The 16202-nt window shown below is 59.7% G+C and carries 12 protein-coding genes; 11 read left to right on the top strand and 1 reads right to left on the bottom strand.

The genetic code is table 11. The features are described from left to right. Positions 1-114 precede the first annotated feature (114 nt). Positions 115-1509 (top strand): aminotransferase class V-fold PLP-dependent enzyme, encoded by a 1395-nt coding sequence (locus VGR81_13615; protein HEV2289976.1) that lies wholly within the window; start codon positions 115-117, stop codon positions 1507-1509. A 32-nt stretch (positions 1510-1541) separates the two neighbouring features. Here VGR81_13615 and VGR81_13610 read toward each other — a convergent pair whose 3' ends face one another. Next, positions 1542-3047: an alpha-amylase family glycosyl hydrolase gene (locus VGR81_13610; protein HEV2289975.1), complete on the bottom strand. Its 1506-nt coding sequence runs from the start codon at positions 3045-3047 to the stop codon at positions 1542-1544. Between the two features lie 302 nt (positions 3048-3349). Between VGR81_13610 and VGR81_13605 the strand changes: the two genes are divergently transcribed. The 10 genes from VGR81_13605 to VGR81_13560 all read left to right on the top strand — a co-directional run bounded on the left by VGR81_13605 (position 3350) and on the right by VGR81_13560 (position 16141). Then, entirely contained in the window at positions 3350-4927 is a 1578-nt protein-coding gene (locus VGR81_13605; GenBank protein HEV2289974.1) for a Do family serine endopeptidase, read from the top strand. A gap of 197 nt (positions 4928-5124) precedes the next feature. Further along, a complete protein-coding gene (locus tag VGR81_13600) occupies positions 5125-5532 on the top strand; it encodes a peptidoglycan-binding domain-containing protein (protein ID HEV2289973.1) in 408 nt (135 codons plus the stop codon). Positions 5533-5600: 68 nt separating this feature from the next. Then, the gene (locus VGR81_13595; protein HEV2289972.1) at positions 5601-8000 is read left to right on the top strand and encodes a penicillin acylase family protein; all 2400 of its coding nucleotides are present in this window, start codon (positions 5601-5603) and stop codon (positions 7998-8000) included. 52 nt (positions 8001-8052) lie between these two features. Next, positions 8053-9840 carry an FAD-dependent oxidoreductase gene (locus tag VGR81_13590; protein ID HEV2289971.1) on the top strand — a complete coding sequence of 596 codons (1788 nt, stop codon included), beginning with the start codon at positions 8053-8055 and terminating at the stop codon, positions 9838-9840. A 157-nt stretch (positions 9841-9997) separates the two neighbouring features. After that, the gene (locus VGR81_13585) at positions 9998-11506 is read left to right on the top strand and encodes an aldehyde dehydrogenase family protein (protein HEV2289970.1); all 1509 of its coding nucleotides are present in this window, start codon (positions 9998-10000) and stop codon (positions 11504-11506) included. A 48-nt stretch (positions 11507-11554) separates the two neighbouring features. Next, positions 11555-12325: a tetratricopeptide repeat protein gene (locus VGR81_13580; protein ID HEV2289969.1), complete on the top strand. Its 771-nt coding sequence runs from the start codon at positions 11555-11557 to the stop codon at positions 12323-12325. Positions 12326-12529: 204 nt separating this feature from the next. After that, positions 12530-13603, top strand: a complete 1074-nt coding sequence (gene hrcA, locus VGR81_13575) for a heat-inducible transcriptional repressor HrcA (protein ID HEV2289968.1) — start codon at positions 12530-12532, stop codon at positions 13601-13603. Continuing rightward, positions 13600-14205, top strand: coding sequence for a nucleotide exchange factor GrpE (grpE, locus tag VGR81_13570; protein HEV2289967.1), 606 nt, complete (start codon positions 13600-13602; stop codon positions 14203-14205). Before hrcA ends, grpE begins: the two co-directional genes overlap by 4 nt. Before the next feature lie 44 nt (positions 14206-14249). Then, a complete protein-coding gene (gene dnaJ / locus VGR81_13565; GenBank protein HEV2289966.1) occupies positions 14250-15395 on the top strand; it encodes a molecular chaperone DnaJ in 1146 nt (381 codons plus the stop codon). Positions 15396-15409: 14 nt separating this feature from the next. Further along, the gene (locus tag VGR81_13560) at positions 15410-16141 is read left to right on the top strand and encodes an RsmE family RNA methyltransferase (protein ID HEV2289965.1); all 732 of its coding nucleotides are present in this window, start codon (positions 15410-15412) and stop codon (positions 16139-16141) included. Positions 16142-16202 lie beyond the last annotated feature (61 nt).

Here is a 16202-nt window from a genome sequence, read left to right as displayed (position 1 = left end):
AAAATGTCTTTGGCGACGGCAGAAAATAACGAATCGGATTTAGACTCGCGCCGATGAAGTCTGGCAGCATGAAAGGGAAGAAATCGCGATCCGTGTGCGGCGGAGGATGCAAAAATGAAGGTTGCAGAAATGCGCGAGGATGTTCCGAATTTGCTCGCCAGTGTGCAGCGGCATGCGACGACGTGGTTTGCGTTACTCGACAAACGACCGGTGCGCGCGACGGCATCGGCTGATGAATTGCGGCAAGAACTGGGTGGCGCGTCTCCGAAGAAAGGAGAAGCGCCGGAGAAAGTGGTGGAAGCGCTTGCCTCTGCGGGAACGAAAGGGACAGTCGCCATGGCAGGGCCGAGATACTTTGGATTCGTGATCGGAGGAAGTTTTCCGGCCGCGCTCGCCGCGGACTGGCTGGTTTCGGCGTGGGATCAGAATGCCGGGCTCTACATTATGTCGCCGATGGTTTCCGTGATTGAGCAGATCACAGGAGAATGGCTGCGCGAACTCGCCGGGCTCCCCTCGAAAATGAGTTTTGGATTTGTCACCGGCTGCCACATGGCGAATTTCACGGCGCTCGCCGCCGCGCGGCATCGCGTCTTGCGCAATGCCGGATGGGACACCGAAGCGGACGGTCTTTTCGGAGCGCCGCCAATCGAAGTGATCGTCAGCGAAGAAGCGCATTATACGATTTCGACGGCGCTGCGGTTATTGGGGCTGGGAGCGAACCGCGTTCGCAAAATCCCCACAGACAATCAAGGCCGGATGCGCGCGGACGCGCTGGCTGCGACGTTGCGCGGAGGCAAAGGGCCGTGCATCGTCTGCGCGCAGGCAGGAAACGTGAACACGGGCGCATTCGATCCGATCAACGAAATCGCGGAATGCGCGAAGGAGCGCGGCGCGTGGCTGCACGTCGATGGGGCGTTCGGTCTGTGGGCTGCGGCGTCGCCCAAATATGCGGCGCTGGTGCGCGGCGCCGAAAAGGCCGATTCAATCGCCACAGACGCGCACAAATGGCTCAACGTTCCTTACGACTGCGGAGTTGCTTTTTGCGCGGATGAGGCTGCGCACCGCGGCGCGATGTCTCTCGCGGCGGCGTACATTGTGGCAACGGAAAGTGAGCGCGACCCGCACGAATTTGTGCCGGAAGAGTCGCGGCGCGCGAGGGCTGTGCCAGTTTACGCGGCCCTGCGGTCGCTAGGACGCGAGGGTTACGCGGAATTGATCGAGCGCAATTGCCGCCAGGCGCGGCGATTCGCCGATGCGCTGCGCACCGCTGGATATGAAGTGCTCAATGATGTGGTGCTGAATCAGGTGCTGGTTTCCTTCGGCACCGCAGAGCAGACGCAACGGACCATCGCCGCAATTCAGGAGGATGGCACGTGCTGGTGCGGAGGAACCGTGTGGCAGGGAAAGACGGCGATGCGCATCAGCGTAAGCAACTGGTCGACGACGGATGAAGATGTCGAACAGAGCATTGCAGCGATGCTGCGCGCGGCGCAAGGGCACACACAATAGAGCTGGATAGTCCGGCAATTGCAAAATGGATCTTAGAGCGGGGTGACGTCGAAAAGGTGAGCGCGATAAGCGTCGAGACGGACGTAGAGGCCGGATTCGGCGATTTCCGCGCCGGCGCGCGGATACGCCACATCGTGGAGCTGGTCGAGGAATTTGTATTCCTGGGAAGGCGAAATTCCCCTGGGAAACGGCACGCGGCCCTGCGACGTCACGCCGCCGAGATTCACGACGGCAACTTTTCGCGCGTTCGCTGACAGCCATTGATATGCGACGACATTGCGGAACGTGTCGTCGCCCGCGGAGCTGAGCTCCAGGAAATTCCATTGGCCGGAGTGAAAAACCGGATCGTTCGAGAGTCTCAGAATGCGTTCGTAAAAAGCGCGCGTTGCGGGATCGGGTTTTTCCGCCGCCGCGGCGGCCAGCGGCATGGGCAGATGAATTTTCCGGCCGTCGAGCTGGCCGTGATGATAGAAGCGCATACCGGGCAGCGTGGCGATGAGCGTGCCCACAGCTTCAAGCTTCGCCGAACCAAAGGCTGCGGCGGCGCGCGCTTCGTCGTGATTTTCCAGGAAACGCGCGGCATGGGACTGGCTTGAAAAATCCGCCGCGAGGCGGGAGTGAACGTCGTTGATGTCGCCGTCGTGCAGAGCGTCGTAGAGTCCCTTGTCGTAAGTGAACTGAAAGCCTAGCTGCTGAATCGGGCCTTCGCAATTCCAGTAGACTTCGCCGAGCCACACAAATCCGGGAACCGCGGCCGTCGCTTCGCTCCAAAATTCGGTCGCGGGAACTCTATAGCCGGAGAGAAAAGGCGCCCAGGTACGGACGAAAATATCGTTCAAGACAAGCATGGCCATGTCGCAGCGCACGCCATCGCAATGGCCGGCGATTTGCCGCAGCTCCGCGAGAAGAGCGGCGCGCGCGGCAGGCTCAAAATAATTGATCTGAAGGACGTCGCGCCACGGCGGAAAATATGGATCGCGCGCGTGGGCGAAGAGCTGCGGCTCGCCAGAAGTTTGCTGTAAATAAAACGCGGAAGGGTCTTTTCGAAAATTGCTCTGCGTGCCGCGGATATAGTATTCCGGATGCGCGGTCGTCCATTCGTGATCCGGAGCCGTGTGATTCGGCACAAAATCCAAAATCAAGCCGATGCCGCGAGCGCGGAGCTTCGCGCGAACCTGGTCAATGTCCGCCCAGGAACCGATGCGCGGGTCTGGCTGATACCGGCGAATGGAGTAAGGCGAGCCGACGATTTGGCTCAGTTTCCATTCGGGAAGCGCCTCGTCGAAACTCGGAAAACTGCCGGGATCGGTTTGAAAATACCTTCGCCCCGCAGGACTACGTTCCCAAACACCCATCAACCAGAGGAAATCGAAACCGAGGCTGGCGAGCGAGTTCCATTCGGAGTCCGGCACGTCGCGAAGTGTGATGTGGCGATTGAATCTTGCGCTAAGTTCCTCGAGCCACGCCCAGGTGTTAATTTCGTAGAGGTGTGGGTGAGGGCGGGATTGGAAGGGGCCGGTGTTTAGTTCCGAAGACATCCAATCGCGAGGCTATGCCTCGATGCCGGAGGTTGTCAATTTCTAATGTTTGCGCTAGCTTACCGGAATCTCGCGGGGTGGCGCTTGCCCAATGTCAGGTACGAAGTGAGTCCGTCGCCGGCATGTCCTGTGCCTGCGGGCAGTTACGGAAGGCTGGCCGCTCGAACAGGTGACGCCAAATCAGCAAGCGCTCGAAAATACGGATGAGGACAGAAGCAACGCGCGGAGCGGTGTTATAATCATAATTTAACCAAGCCTATTGAGAGCATTGAGCGGCAGTGGATGTTGAAGGGAGCGGGAGAATGGGCATTCAAATTCGTGAGTTGGTCGCGTGGATAAACAAGCGGAAAGCCTTTGCCAGCATCCTGCTGGTTTTGACGCTGGGGATCGGGATTATCATTGGGACTCTGATTCCCGGACATGCGGCCGCGACGCGCTCGGTGAGTCCGATTTCCCCCGCCCTGCTCACGATTCCGGATCCCGTCAATCTCTCGAATGGTTTCGCCACTGTGGTATCGCACGTCGAGCCCGCCATTGTGAATATTTCGACGACGCAAGTCTTCGAGACGCCTAAAGGCAAATTGAGCCCGGGCCAAAAAGGCCAGGATTCCTTCCAGGATTTCTTCAATAAGTTTTTCAAGCAAAACCCGGACGCAGGCCAGACCGAGCAAGCGGAAAGAAGCCTGGGATCCGGCGTGGTTGTCGACAAAAGAGGCTACATCCTGACGAACGACCACGTGATTGATGGAGCGACGAAGATTCAAGTCGCCGTCGACGGTGATGACACGCACTACACGGCGAAGGTGGTCGGCGTCGATAAGATGACCGATCTCGCGGTGATCAAGATTGATACGGACCGTTCCTTGCCCGTGGCGCACATGGGAAATTCCGATGGCGTGAAGGTCGGCGATTGGGTGCTGGCGTTCGGCAGCCCGTTCTCGCTGAATGGCACGGTGACCGCCGGAATCGTCAGCGCCAAGAACCGGCAACACATCGGGCAGCAATTCCAGAATTTCATTCAGACCGACGCAGCGATTAATCCCGGGAATTCGGGCGGGCCGCTGGTCAATCTCGCGGGCGAAGTCATCGGAATCAACACGGCGATTTACACCGGCAGCCGGGGATTCGAAGGCGTGGGTTTCGCATTGCCGTCGAATACAGTTGTGGGCGTCTACAACCAGCTTGTGACGCAAGGCCATGTGACGCGCGGATCGATCGGAATCAAATTCCAAGACGACCAGACGCAAGACGCGCTCCTGCACAAAGAACTCGCCGCGCCCTATGGCGTTGTGGTCCAGTATGTGACGCCCGGCGGCCCGGCGGCGAAGGTGGGCCTTCAGCCCGGCGACGTGATTTCCGCGATCAACGGCCATGAGGTGCACGCCGGATCCGACTTGATTGATCCCGTCGTGGATACGCCCATCGGGCGTGCCGTCAGTCTCACGTACTACCGCAATGGGAGGTCCGCAAATGTGTCCGTGGATGTTGCGGACATGAATAAGATTTTCCCCGACGATACCGGCGACGATTCGACTCCGGCGGATGCCGATGTCGAGCAGGGACCGACGACCTTTGGGCTTCACGTCGAGGCGCTGACGCCCGATGTGGCGCGCCACCTGGGCATGAAGTCGGCGCAATCAGGGGTGATCGTCACGAGCGAACCCGACCCGACGAGTTTCGCCGAAGACCTGGGCTTCCATCGCGGCGAAGTGATCGTCGAAATCAACCATGTGGCTATCAATACAATTCAGGATTACAAACAGGCCATCGGAAAATTGAAGCCCGGCGAAGATGTCCTTTTCAAAGTGATTTATGGCGACGGTACCGGGCCGGTTTACACTCTGTTCCATGCCGGAAAAATTCCTCAGCCGGGCCAGTAGAGGTTGAAGCGAAAAACGAAATTGTGACGGAAAATCGGGCCAAAATAATGACAGTCCCGTGGCAAACCTGGCGAAAGTGGGCGATGCATGGCGTCGCAGGAATTGCCTTGCTTGCATTCGCCTTTTGCTTCGCGCCATCCCAAGCGAGCGCGGCGCATCCTTCCAAGTCCGCTTCGGGGCGTAATTCCGCGAAGGAAATGAAGTCAAGCAAAGGGAGTCTGCGCAACGCAAGTCTGCGCAGCCTTTCCAAGACGCCGACAAGGCGCCGCCGCTATCGCAGGGTGCGGCGCCACCATGTGACGCTTCCGAAGGCACCTTCCGCGGACCGCACGGATGAAATTCAATCGGCGCTCGAGCGCGGCGGATATTACTCCGGAGATCCCAGCCGCAAATGGGACGCGAACACACAGGCTGCGCTGCGCCGTTTCCAGGACGCGAATGGGCTGCCTCCAACCGGCAAGCTTGATGCGCTGAGCTTGCAGAAGCTCGGGCTCGGCTCGGATGTTGCCGGCGTGAGCGCGCCGCGGCCAATCGGAACGGGAAATCAGCCGCCCGCGAATCCTGCCGGTCCTTCACCTTCCATACCCAAGACGCCCGGTCTCTAAAATCGCTCCCGCTAAACTAGAGACTTTACGGAATTGATTCAACCCGGGAGAGTTGTATACTCCCGCGCATGAAACCGACGAGTCGCCTGGCATTTGCGGTTTTGTTCTTCGCGGGTTTTCCAACGCTTGTCCTTCTCTGCGCGATATTTGCGTTTTCGGCGAGAGCTCAAAAGGACGCGTCCACGAACTCACTTGAGCAAAGGGCGCGCGCCGCGCTATCGACGACGCGCGGACAACTCCGTCTCGCCGGACTTCGCGCGCCAGTCGAAGTCTTGCGCGACCACTGGGGCGTGCCGCACATTTACGCGCAGAATACGCATGATCTGTTTTTCGCACAGGGATTTGTCACCGCGCAGGACCGGCTCTTCCAGATGGAATTGTGGAAGCGTGCGGGGCAGGGGCGCCTCGCGGAAGTTACAGGCAAATCGGCCTTACCGCGCGATATTGCTGCGCGTCTGTTGCGCTACCGCGGTTCGATGGAAGCAGAGTATGCGAGCTACGCGCCCGATACGCGCGAAATCCTCGAAGCGTTCACCGAAGGCATTAATGCATACATTCGCCGGCGCATGGCGCACGGCGGGCCAAAGCTGCCGATTGAATTTCAGCTCGCCGGCTTTGCGCCGGAAATGTGGAGGCCGGAGGATTGCCTCACGCGCATGGCCACGCTGAGCGTCACGGGAAACGCGCCGGAAGAGCTGGCAGATGCGCAGCTTGTGGCTCTCGTCGGCGCGCAGAAGGCGACGGATCTCGAAGGTTTTGACCCGCCCACGAAGCTCGAAACATTTCCAGGCGAAGATTTTCAGGGCCTCATGCCGAATTTGATCAGCGGATTCGTCGGTACGGACTCCCGAATCCAATTTCCCGACAAAGTCGAGGGCAGCAACGACTGGACGATTGCGGGCGCACTGACGAAAACCGGAAAGCCGCTCGTTGCCAACGATCCGCATCGCACGCTGGCGCTGCCATCGCTGCGCTACGTCGTGCATCTGGTTGCCCCGGGCTGGGACGTTATCGGAGCCACGGAACCCGCTCTGCCGGGCGTCAGCATTGGACACAATCAGGACATCGCGTGGGGACTGACGGTTTTTCCTGTCGATCAGGAAGATCTTTTTTATGAGGCGCTGAATCCGAAGGACCCGCTCGAATATCGGACGGCTTCGGGCTGGGCGCGCATGCGCGTCGAGAAAGAAGTCTTTCACGTCAAGGGCGGCGCAGACGTGACCGTGGATTTGAAGTTCACGCGGCATGGGCCGGTGCTTTGGTCGGACGGAAAGCGCGCTCTCGCGCTGCACTGGGTCGGCGCCGAGCCGGGCACAGCGCCGTATCTCACGGGAATTTCCGTGGACCGCGCGCACAACTGGACGCAATTTCTTGCCGCCATGGGGCGCTGGAAAACGCCGCCGGAAAATTTCGTCTATGGCGACCGGCAGGGAAATATCGGTGAGCAATCCGCAGGCCTGACCCCGCTGCGCAAAAAAGGAAGTGGATTGTTGCCCGCGCCGGGCTGGGCGGGCTATGAATGGGCGGGCTACATTCCGCTCGATCAATTGCCGCGGCAACTTAATCCTGCGCGCGGATTCATCGCCACGGCCAATAACAAAACGATTCCTGAGAATTATCCGTACGCGGTTGGGTTTGAATGGAGCACCGACCGCATCGCTCGCATTGAGCAGGTGCTTTCGGCGGCGCAAGAGCATGCGCTCGACGTCGGTGACATGGCCGCGCTGCAGAATGATGTCGTCTCGGCGCCCGCGCAGGCATTGGTGCGCGTGCTGGCCGCGAGCGGAGCGGCGGACGATCCGCATGCGAAGCTGCTTATCGGCTGGAACGGCGCGCTCCATCGCGATTCGCCCGCGGCCGCGCTCTATGAAATCTGGCTCGGCAAACTCCATGATGCCATGCTGAAAATCATCGCGCCAGACAAAGCGGCCCTCCCCATCTACCTGAGCGCGGAAACCTTTGCAAGGCTTTTCGGTCATCCCACGTCAGAATTTTTCGGCGACAATCCGACCTCAATGCGCGACGAGATTTTCCGCCAGACACTCGACGCAGCCTACGCCGACGCGCAAAAAAGAATGGGCGACGATCCGCAATCGTGGGGCTGGGGAAAGCTGCACTTTATGCGTTTTCGGCACGTGCTCGATCCGCTCGAGGATCTCGCGAGCTTCCTCGATCCGCCGCCAGTCGCGCGGCCCGGCGACGACAATACCGTCGATGCGACGTGGCATTTGCCGGACAATTACGATCAGTTGGGCGGCGCGAGTTATCGCGAGATTTTCGACCTCAGCGACTGGGACCATTCCGAAGGCGTGAACGTTCCCGGCGAAAGCGGCCAGCCCGGAAGCCCGCATTACTCCGACCTGCTTCCGTTGTGGCGCGACGGCGAATATTTTCCGCTGACGTATTCCCGGCAGGCTGTTGAAGCGCAGACCACCGACCGACTCGAGCTTTTGCCGGTGAAGCCGTAGCTGATCGCTGCGGCAGAGAGCAAATTCAAATCGGAATCTGGAGGGTGCCATCATGAAGGGCGATCCAGAAGACAAGAGAAATTTGTCGCGCCGCGATTTTGTCAAGACAACGGGCGCAGGAGTCGGCACAGCGGTTCTGGCTGGCCTGGGCCTCAAGGAAGGCGAAGCGCAAAGCCGGACGCCGCATTGGGACAAGGAAGCGGAGGTCGTCGTGGTCGGCGCGGGCGCTTCGGGTCTTCCCGCAGCCATTGAAGCCGCCGAGCACGGCGCGAAGGTCATTTTGATCGAAGCCAATTTTGACGTTGGCGGCCACGCCATCCTCAGCGGCGGCAACGTCGCTCTCGGCGGCGGCACGAGCCGGCAGAAGAAATACAACATCGAGGATTCGCCGGACATGGTATTTCGCGACCTCACCGACTGGTCCGTTGTCGAACCCAACGGCTTCCCCGACTATCGTTACAACGATAAGGAAATCATTCGCGCTTTCGCCGACAATAGCGCGCCGACCTATGAATGGCTGGTCGCGCACGGCGTGATCTTTGTGGAAAAAGCGCCTGACGGCGCGGGCGGAACAGCAGACGGAAACTCTGCTCCGCGCGAAAACCACGCCGCGCCCATGGCCTGGCCGCAGATGCAGACTGGGAAGCCGGTCGACCCCGCGATTGCCGCTACAGAATCCTCCGGCGTCGGATTCATCCGGCCGCTCGAAGTCGCGGCCCGCAAGGCCGGCGTGGTGATTCTCTTGAAACACAAAATGTCGAGCCTCGTTCGAGGGGAGCCTTCGGCGGGGAAAATCTTGGGCATTGTGGCCATGCATGAGGGCGAGACGCTGCACATTCTCGCGCGCAAGGGCGTCATCCTTGCCACGGGCGGCTCCAGCAGCAACGTGAACTTCCGCAGGATTTTCGATACGCGCCTGACCGAGGAATACAACGGCGTTGCTGGCGAACCTTATTCCTTCCAGGATGCGAGTGGCGAACTGGCCGGCCTCGCCGTCGGGGCGTCGCTCTGGGGTGCGTACAACGACTCGGGCGAATTTGGCCTGCGCCTCGCCAAGGCGGGCCGCATCGGGTGTCAGTATGGGTATAGAAATCTGGGGTGGGAACCCGGAAGCCCCGTATTCCACCTCGCCCGTGCGCGTGGCCTTCTGGTCCGCAATTACCAGAATGTGATCCTCGTGAATCAGGTGGGATCGCGTTTCTACGACGAGACGCAGGGCGCGTACACATCCAACAACTACAACTCGCTTCGGCCTTACACGCAGGGAAGTTATTTGAATGCTGCGGACATCAAGTACCACCCCGCCAATTTTCTCAACGCCGCGCTTGCCGGCACCGGCGATGCGGTCAATGGCGGCGGGCCCATCTGGGCCATTTTTGACGCCAACGCTGCGAAGCGCGAAGAGTGGACGGTCGAACCGCCCTACGTGGATATCGCCGAAGGGTATTTTTTCTCCGCGAACAGCATCGCCGAATTGGCCGCCGCCATCGTGAACAAACATCAGCGCAAGCCCATGCCCGGCGACGCGCTGGAAAGTACGGTCGCGCGTTACAATTCTTTCGTGGACGATGGCAAGGATGCGGACTTCGGCAAGCCCGCGCCAAAGTACAAAGTCGACACGCCGCCGTTCTATGCCGCTTGGGCCACGCCCGTGGTCCACGACACGCGCGCGGGGCTCCGCATCAACGCAAAATGCCAGGTCATCGATTTTTCCGGCAATGTGATTCCGGGACTCTATTGCGCAGGTGAGAGCGCGGGCGGATTCAGCTTGCACGGCCTGGCGCGGTGCAGCGTGCAGGGGCGCATCGCAGGGAAAAATGCTGCCGCCGAGGCGTCCTGAACCTCGAAAATTGCAGCGACGCCGATCCAATACCAGGTTTGCCTGCCGCTTGAGATGCAGGAAACCGTCCCAAACCGCGAGCGTTCGCCGCGTTGACGCTGCCTCGCGCGGTCTGTTAACTTCATAAGTCAGGCGAATCTTCCGAGGAGGCCCGTTCATGGCAACCGCAGTCTTTCCGAACGCGCAGAAAAATTACATCAATGGCGAGTGGGTCGACGCCGTAGGCCGAAAGGCGATCGAGAACCGCAATCCGGCGAACACCGACGATCTCGTGGGAATTTTTCCGGCGTCCAGCGAAGAGGATGTGAATCGAGCCGTCGAAGCGGCCAAGCGCGCGTTCGAGACCTGGCGGCTCGTGCCCGCGCCGAAGCGTGCGGAGATTCTCTATCGCGCCGCGGAAATTCTCGTGCGCCGCAAGGAGGATATCGCCCGCGACATGACGCGCGAAATGGGCAAAGTGCTTGCCGAGACGCGCGGCGACGTCCAGGAAGCCATCGACATGACCTATCTGATGGCCGGCGAAGGCCGCAGGCTCTTCGGCCAGACCACGCCTTCGGAATTGCCGAGCAAATTTGCGATGAGCGTGCGCTCGCCGATTGGCGTTTGCGGCCTCGTCACGCCGTGGAATTTTCCCATCGCCATTCCGTCGTGGAAAATGATGCCAGCGCTGGTCTGCGGCAATACGGTGGTCATCAAGCCCGCGCAGGATACGCCGCTTTCCACCTATTACCTTGTGCAGATTCTCGAAGAAGCTGGCATTCCCGAAGGCGTCGTCAACATCGTCTCCGGCGCTGGCTCGTCCGCTGGCTCGCCGCTCGTCAAGCATCCCGACGTGAAGCTCATCAGCTTCACCGGCTCGACCGATACGGGCCGCCTTATCAACGAAGCCTGCGCGCCGGCATTCAAACACGTGCATCTGGAAATGGGCGGCAAAAACATCATCCTCGTGATGGACGACGCGAACATCGACCTCGCTGTCGACGGCGCCATCTGGGGCGGATTCGGCACGACGGGCCAGCGCTGCACAGCCGCAAGCCGCGTCGCCGTGCACAAGAAAGTCTACGGCGAGTTCACGGAGAAATTCGTCGCGCGCGCGAAAAAATTGCGCGTCGGCAACGGTCTCGATATGGATGTCGATATGGGCCCCTCAGTTAGCGAAAGCCAATTGCAAACGGTCATGAAATACGTCGAAATCGGCAAAGGCGAAGGCGCAAAACTCGCCGCCGGCGGCCATCGCCTCGACAGCGGCAAATATGCCAAGGGCTGGTTCCACGAGCCGACCGTGTTCCTCGACTGCAATCCGAAAATGCGCATCAGCCAGGAGGAAATTTTCGGGCCGGTCGTTTCCGTGATGCCCATCGGCAGCCTCGACGAAGCCATCGAAGTCGCCAATGGCGTGAAGTATGGCCTCTCGTCCTCGATTTACACGCGCAACGTCAACAACGCCTTCCGCGCGCAGCGCGATCTCGACACCGGAATTGTCTACGTCAATGCGCCGACCATCGGCGCGGAGACGCATCTGCCGTTCGGTGGCACGAAACAAACCGGCAACGGCCATCGCGAATCCGGCCTCGCCGCCATCGACTTTTACTCCGAGTGGAAGACGATTTACGTCGACTATTCGGATCACCTCCAGCGCGCGCAAATCGACAACTCCACTTCGTAGCAGACGGATAGTTCGGTAAAGGAACATAGGACTTTTGAGACGGACACCGTGAAACGATCACTTGATGGATCCCGCGAGGCGATTGACTCTGAATTTCCTTGGAAGATGACGCGAAGAAACCTTGGATTCCAGGGTGGCTATAAGATGTCCGCCTCGGAATGGCAAATCTTGCTTGCCCGAGCGAAGCGGGGCGACCCAGAGGCGGAATGGGGCGTCGCAGATCGATATGGTGACGGGTGCAAAGATAACAAAGGGAAGGTTATTGTTAGGCGCTCCGCTCGAAGAGCCGCGCAATGGCTTCGGCGCGCGGCAGAGCATGGTGTTGCGTCCGCCCAAAATAACCTAGGGATTCTATTCAGTGACGGGAACGGTGTGACAAAGAATGTTCAGGAAGCACTCTACTGGTTTAGAAAAGCATTTCACGCCGGAGATGCCTGCGCTGCGAGTAATATTGCAATGACGTATCGGGAAAACCGAAAATTAGAGGCAGCTGTTAGATGGTTCCGAAAATCCATTGCCACAGGCGACGAGGATGCCCTGGTCCAGCTCGGGATTCACTATTTCTGGGGAAGAGGGGTTAGGAAGAATCCCACAGCAGCAGTTCGATGTTTTCGCAGGGCAACAAAAGGGGAGAACCTATGCGAAGCATCAAGAGAGGACGCATTCTTCTTTCTCGGGATTGCGTATCTCGAAGGCAAGGGCGTGAGAGCTTCAATTCCGAACGCTAGAAAATTATTCCAACGAGCAAATGTCGACAACGACCATCCAGCGGCGCGAGACATGCTGCGCGCCGTTCGCAAGAGCGCAGGTGATCCGTAACTGAGACTTCTGGTTTTGTTACGGCGACGAATAGCCCCATATAAGGGTGCCCGTTGACATTAAGTCGTACCGTTTCCCGATGAGCATACGCTAGGTCCGTGCCTAAGTTGACGCTTCTGCGCGCGGCGTTTACACTAAAAATAGGCATTCGAGAATGATTCGAACAGGCAAGCTGCCTGTAATGGTCGCAATGGTCCGGAAAGAATGACAACCGTTCCCGCGCTACAGCAAAAACGCCATCGTCAGGTGCTCGCGGAAGTCGTCCGCGCATACATCGAAACCGGCGAGCCGGTTTCTTCGCGCACGATTGTGCGCATGCACGCCGAGCAGCTCAGCTCCGCCACGATGCGCAACATCATGGCCGACCTCGAAGACGAAGGCTATCTCTATCAGCCGCACACTTCCGCGGGGCGCGTGCCGACGGCTTCGGCGTATCGTTTTTACGTCGAGCAAATCGCCATGCAGGCCACGCCGCGCGTCGAGGATCGCGAATGGATTCGCCGCGAGCTCGATTCCGCGACGACGCCGGAAGGCGTGATGGAACGCGCCAGCCATGTCCTCGCCGCCGTTTCGCGCGGACTGGGAATCATCGTTTCGCCGCCGCTTGCGCGCACCGTCGTCGAGCACATCCGTTTTCTGGTTCTGCCCGACGGCCGCGTGCTCGTCGTGCTCGTCACCAGCGGCGGCATGACGCGCGACAAATGCATTCGCCCCGAGCGCACATTTCAACAGGGTGAACTGGACCACATCGCGGAATATCTCAACAAGCATTACCCGCGCTGGACGCTCGAAGCGATCTGCGCCGATTTGAAGGCGCAGTTGAAACGCGACCGCGAGCGCTACGAAAAACTTGCCAGCAGCGCGCTGATGTTGTGCGATCCGAAATTGCTCGCTGAGGATTCCGACCGCGTGATCTACATCGGCGGCGCAGCGCAGTTTGCGACGGCGCCGGAATTTCAAGATCAGGAGCAGCTCGGCGAACTGCTCAGCGCCATCGAGGAGCGCGATCGTCTGCTCGCATTGCTCAGCGGCTGCATCGAGACGCCCGAGCCGGTGCACATCGAGCTTGGCGTGGAAAAAATGTCCAGTGCAGGCAAGCATCTCGCGCTCGTCAGCGCGCCCTACACGCGCGGCGAGTCCGGCCGCCCGGGCGAGCGAGCGCAGGGAACGGTCGGCATTCTCGGCCCGATGCGCATGCACTACGAGCGCGTGATCACCGTCGTCGCGCTGATGTCGCAATTTTTCTCGGAAGATTCGGAGAAGGAGAAGTCGTCGTGAACCGGCGAAACAATTCGGAAAAAGATCAGCATCTAGCTGCCGGCGACGCCGCGGATCCGAAGAATGACCCCGCGTCCAGCGAAGACAGTCCGTCGCCGCTCGAAACCGCCGTCAACCGCGAAATCGAGCGCTTGGTCGCCGAGAAACTTGATTTGAAAAACACGCTCCAGCGTTTGCAGGCCGATTTCGACAATTACCGCAAGCGCATCGACCGCGAGCGCCATCAGGATCGCCATCGCGGCGCGGAGACGCTCATCGAGCATCTGCTGCCCGTTCTCGATGGCTTCGACCGCGCCATCGCCGCGCATCGCGACGCGGCGCACGACGAATTTCGCAAAGGCGTGCAACTGATCCGCAGGCAATTGTTCGACGTCCTCGCCAAGCAAGGCCTGCAAAAAATCGAGACAGAAGGCAAGCCCTTCGATCCGAATTTCCATCACGCCATCGAACACGTCAAAACCACGGAAAAACCGGATGGCGCAGTCCTCGAAGAATTGCAGGCGGGTTACGTCTTTCACGGCAAGGTGCTGCGGCCCGCGATGGTGCGCGTCGCTTCGAATCCGGAGGGCGAGGAAGCAGCATCTAATTCTCGAGCCAATTGAGCGCCGTATTGAAATCATCGGAACCGGCGTAAACGGGACAACCAATGCCATCGAGCACGAAAAGGGATTACTACGAAATTCTCAGCGTCAGCCGCAGCGCGACCGCCGAGGAAATCAAGAGCGCCTACCGCAAGGCGGCGTTGAAGTACCATCCCGACCGCAATCCCGAAAATAAAGCCGAAGCGGAACATATGTTTCGCGAAGCCAGCGGAGCCTATAGCGTTCTCTCCGACGCGCAGAAGCGCGCCGCGTACGACCGCTACGGCCACGCCGGAGTCACCAGCCAGGTCTTCGATTCCAGCAACTTCGGCTCGATTTTCGAGCAGTTTCAGGACGTCTTCGGCGACATCTTCGGCTTCCAGGATATTTTGGGCGGAGGCGGCGGCCAGCGCCGCGGCGGACGTCCGCGGGCGCAGCGCGGCGCGGATTTGCGTTACGACCTGAAACTTTCCTTCGAAGATGCCGCTGCGGGCGTGAAAACCAAAATCAAAATCCCGCGCATGGAAAATTGCTCCGCCTGCCACGGCACTGGCGCGAAGCCCGGCACAAAGATGGAGATTTGCGAGGCTTGCAAAGGTCGCGGTCAGTTGCATTATCAGCAGGGATTTTTCGCCGTCTCGCGCACATGCCCCTCATGCCACGGCGAAGGCAAAGTCATCAAAGAAAGCTGCGTGGAATGCCGCGGCCAGGGCCGCATCGAGCGCGCGCACACCATCGAAATCGCCATTCCCGCCGGCGTCGACAACGGCATGCGCTTGCGCGTCGGCAACGAAGGCGAGCCAGGAACGAACGGCGGCCCGCCGGGCGATTTGTACGTTTTCATCGAAGTGAAGGAGCATTCCTTCTTCGAACGCCGCGGCGCGGATCTCTACTGCAATATTCCCATCACTGTTGCGCAAGCTGCGCTCGGCGCGGAAATCACCATTCCCACTCTGAATGACGAGGAAAAGCTCACCATTCCCGAAGGCACGCAGCCCGGCACGCTTTTCCGCAAGAAGGGCAAGGGCCTGCCCGACCCTCACGGTGGCAAGGGCGATCTCTACGTCAACGTGCGCGTCGTGATTCCGTCGAAGCTGACCAAAGAGCAGAAGGCCATCTTCGAGCAGTTGCATCGCGTCGCCAAAGTCGAAAATCGCCCCATCGAGCGCTCTTCGTCCTTCTTCGACAAAGTGAAGGACATCTTCAGCTAGCCTGCCAGAACAAGATGCGCCGCCGATTCTTTGTTGACAAATTCGAGGGCCTGCGCGCCGAACTTCGCGGTGAAGCGGCGGAGCATCTGGGACGCGTCCTGCGCGCCGAGCCAGGGCAGCTTTACGAATTGAGCGACGGCAAGACCGTATGGCTTGCGCGCGTCGAAAAAGTCGCGTCGGGACGCACGCATGGCGCGATCGAATTTTCGCTCGTCGAGCCGATTGCCGCAGTGGAGCCGGAATTGAAAATCAGTCTCCTGCTCTCCATTGTGAAATTCGACCGCATGGAATGGTGCCTGGAAAAAGCCACGGAACTGTGCGTGAGCAAGATCATTCCGTTGGCAGCGGTGCGCAGCGAAAAGGCGCTGATTCTGGCGGCGAGGAAGCGAGCAGAACGCTGGCGAAAAATTCTGCTGGAGTCGGCGCAGCAATCGCGAAGGCTGCGGCCGCCCGAACTTCTGCCGATTGCAACTTCCGAGGACGCTTTCTGCGAAGCGGGCGGCGGAACAAGAATTCTGCTCTCCGAGCGGCCGGACGCGCCACAGCTGCAAAAAGTCTTATGGGGGGCGCATGAGCAGGAAATTTGCCTGGCGATTGGTCCGGAAGGCGGCTGGACAGACGCGGAATTCGCAGCAGCGTCGAAGAATGGATTTCGCGAGGCGTCGCTAGGCCGCGAAATACTCCGCACGGAAACAGCCGTGATCGCCGCGCTCGCTGTGGTGCGGTACGCACTGGGAGAACACTGATGGCGTTCAGCGGAACGACGCAACTTGCGCGCGGCCTGCGAGCGAGTGCAGAACCGCACGC

This window comes from Candidatus Acidiferrales bacterium (assembly GCA_035934015.1).
GTDB lineage: Bacteria > Acidobacteriota > Terriglobia > Acidiferrales > UBA7541 > DAHUXN01.
This window is presented reverse-complemented; position numbering and strand designations above follow the sequence as displayed.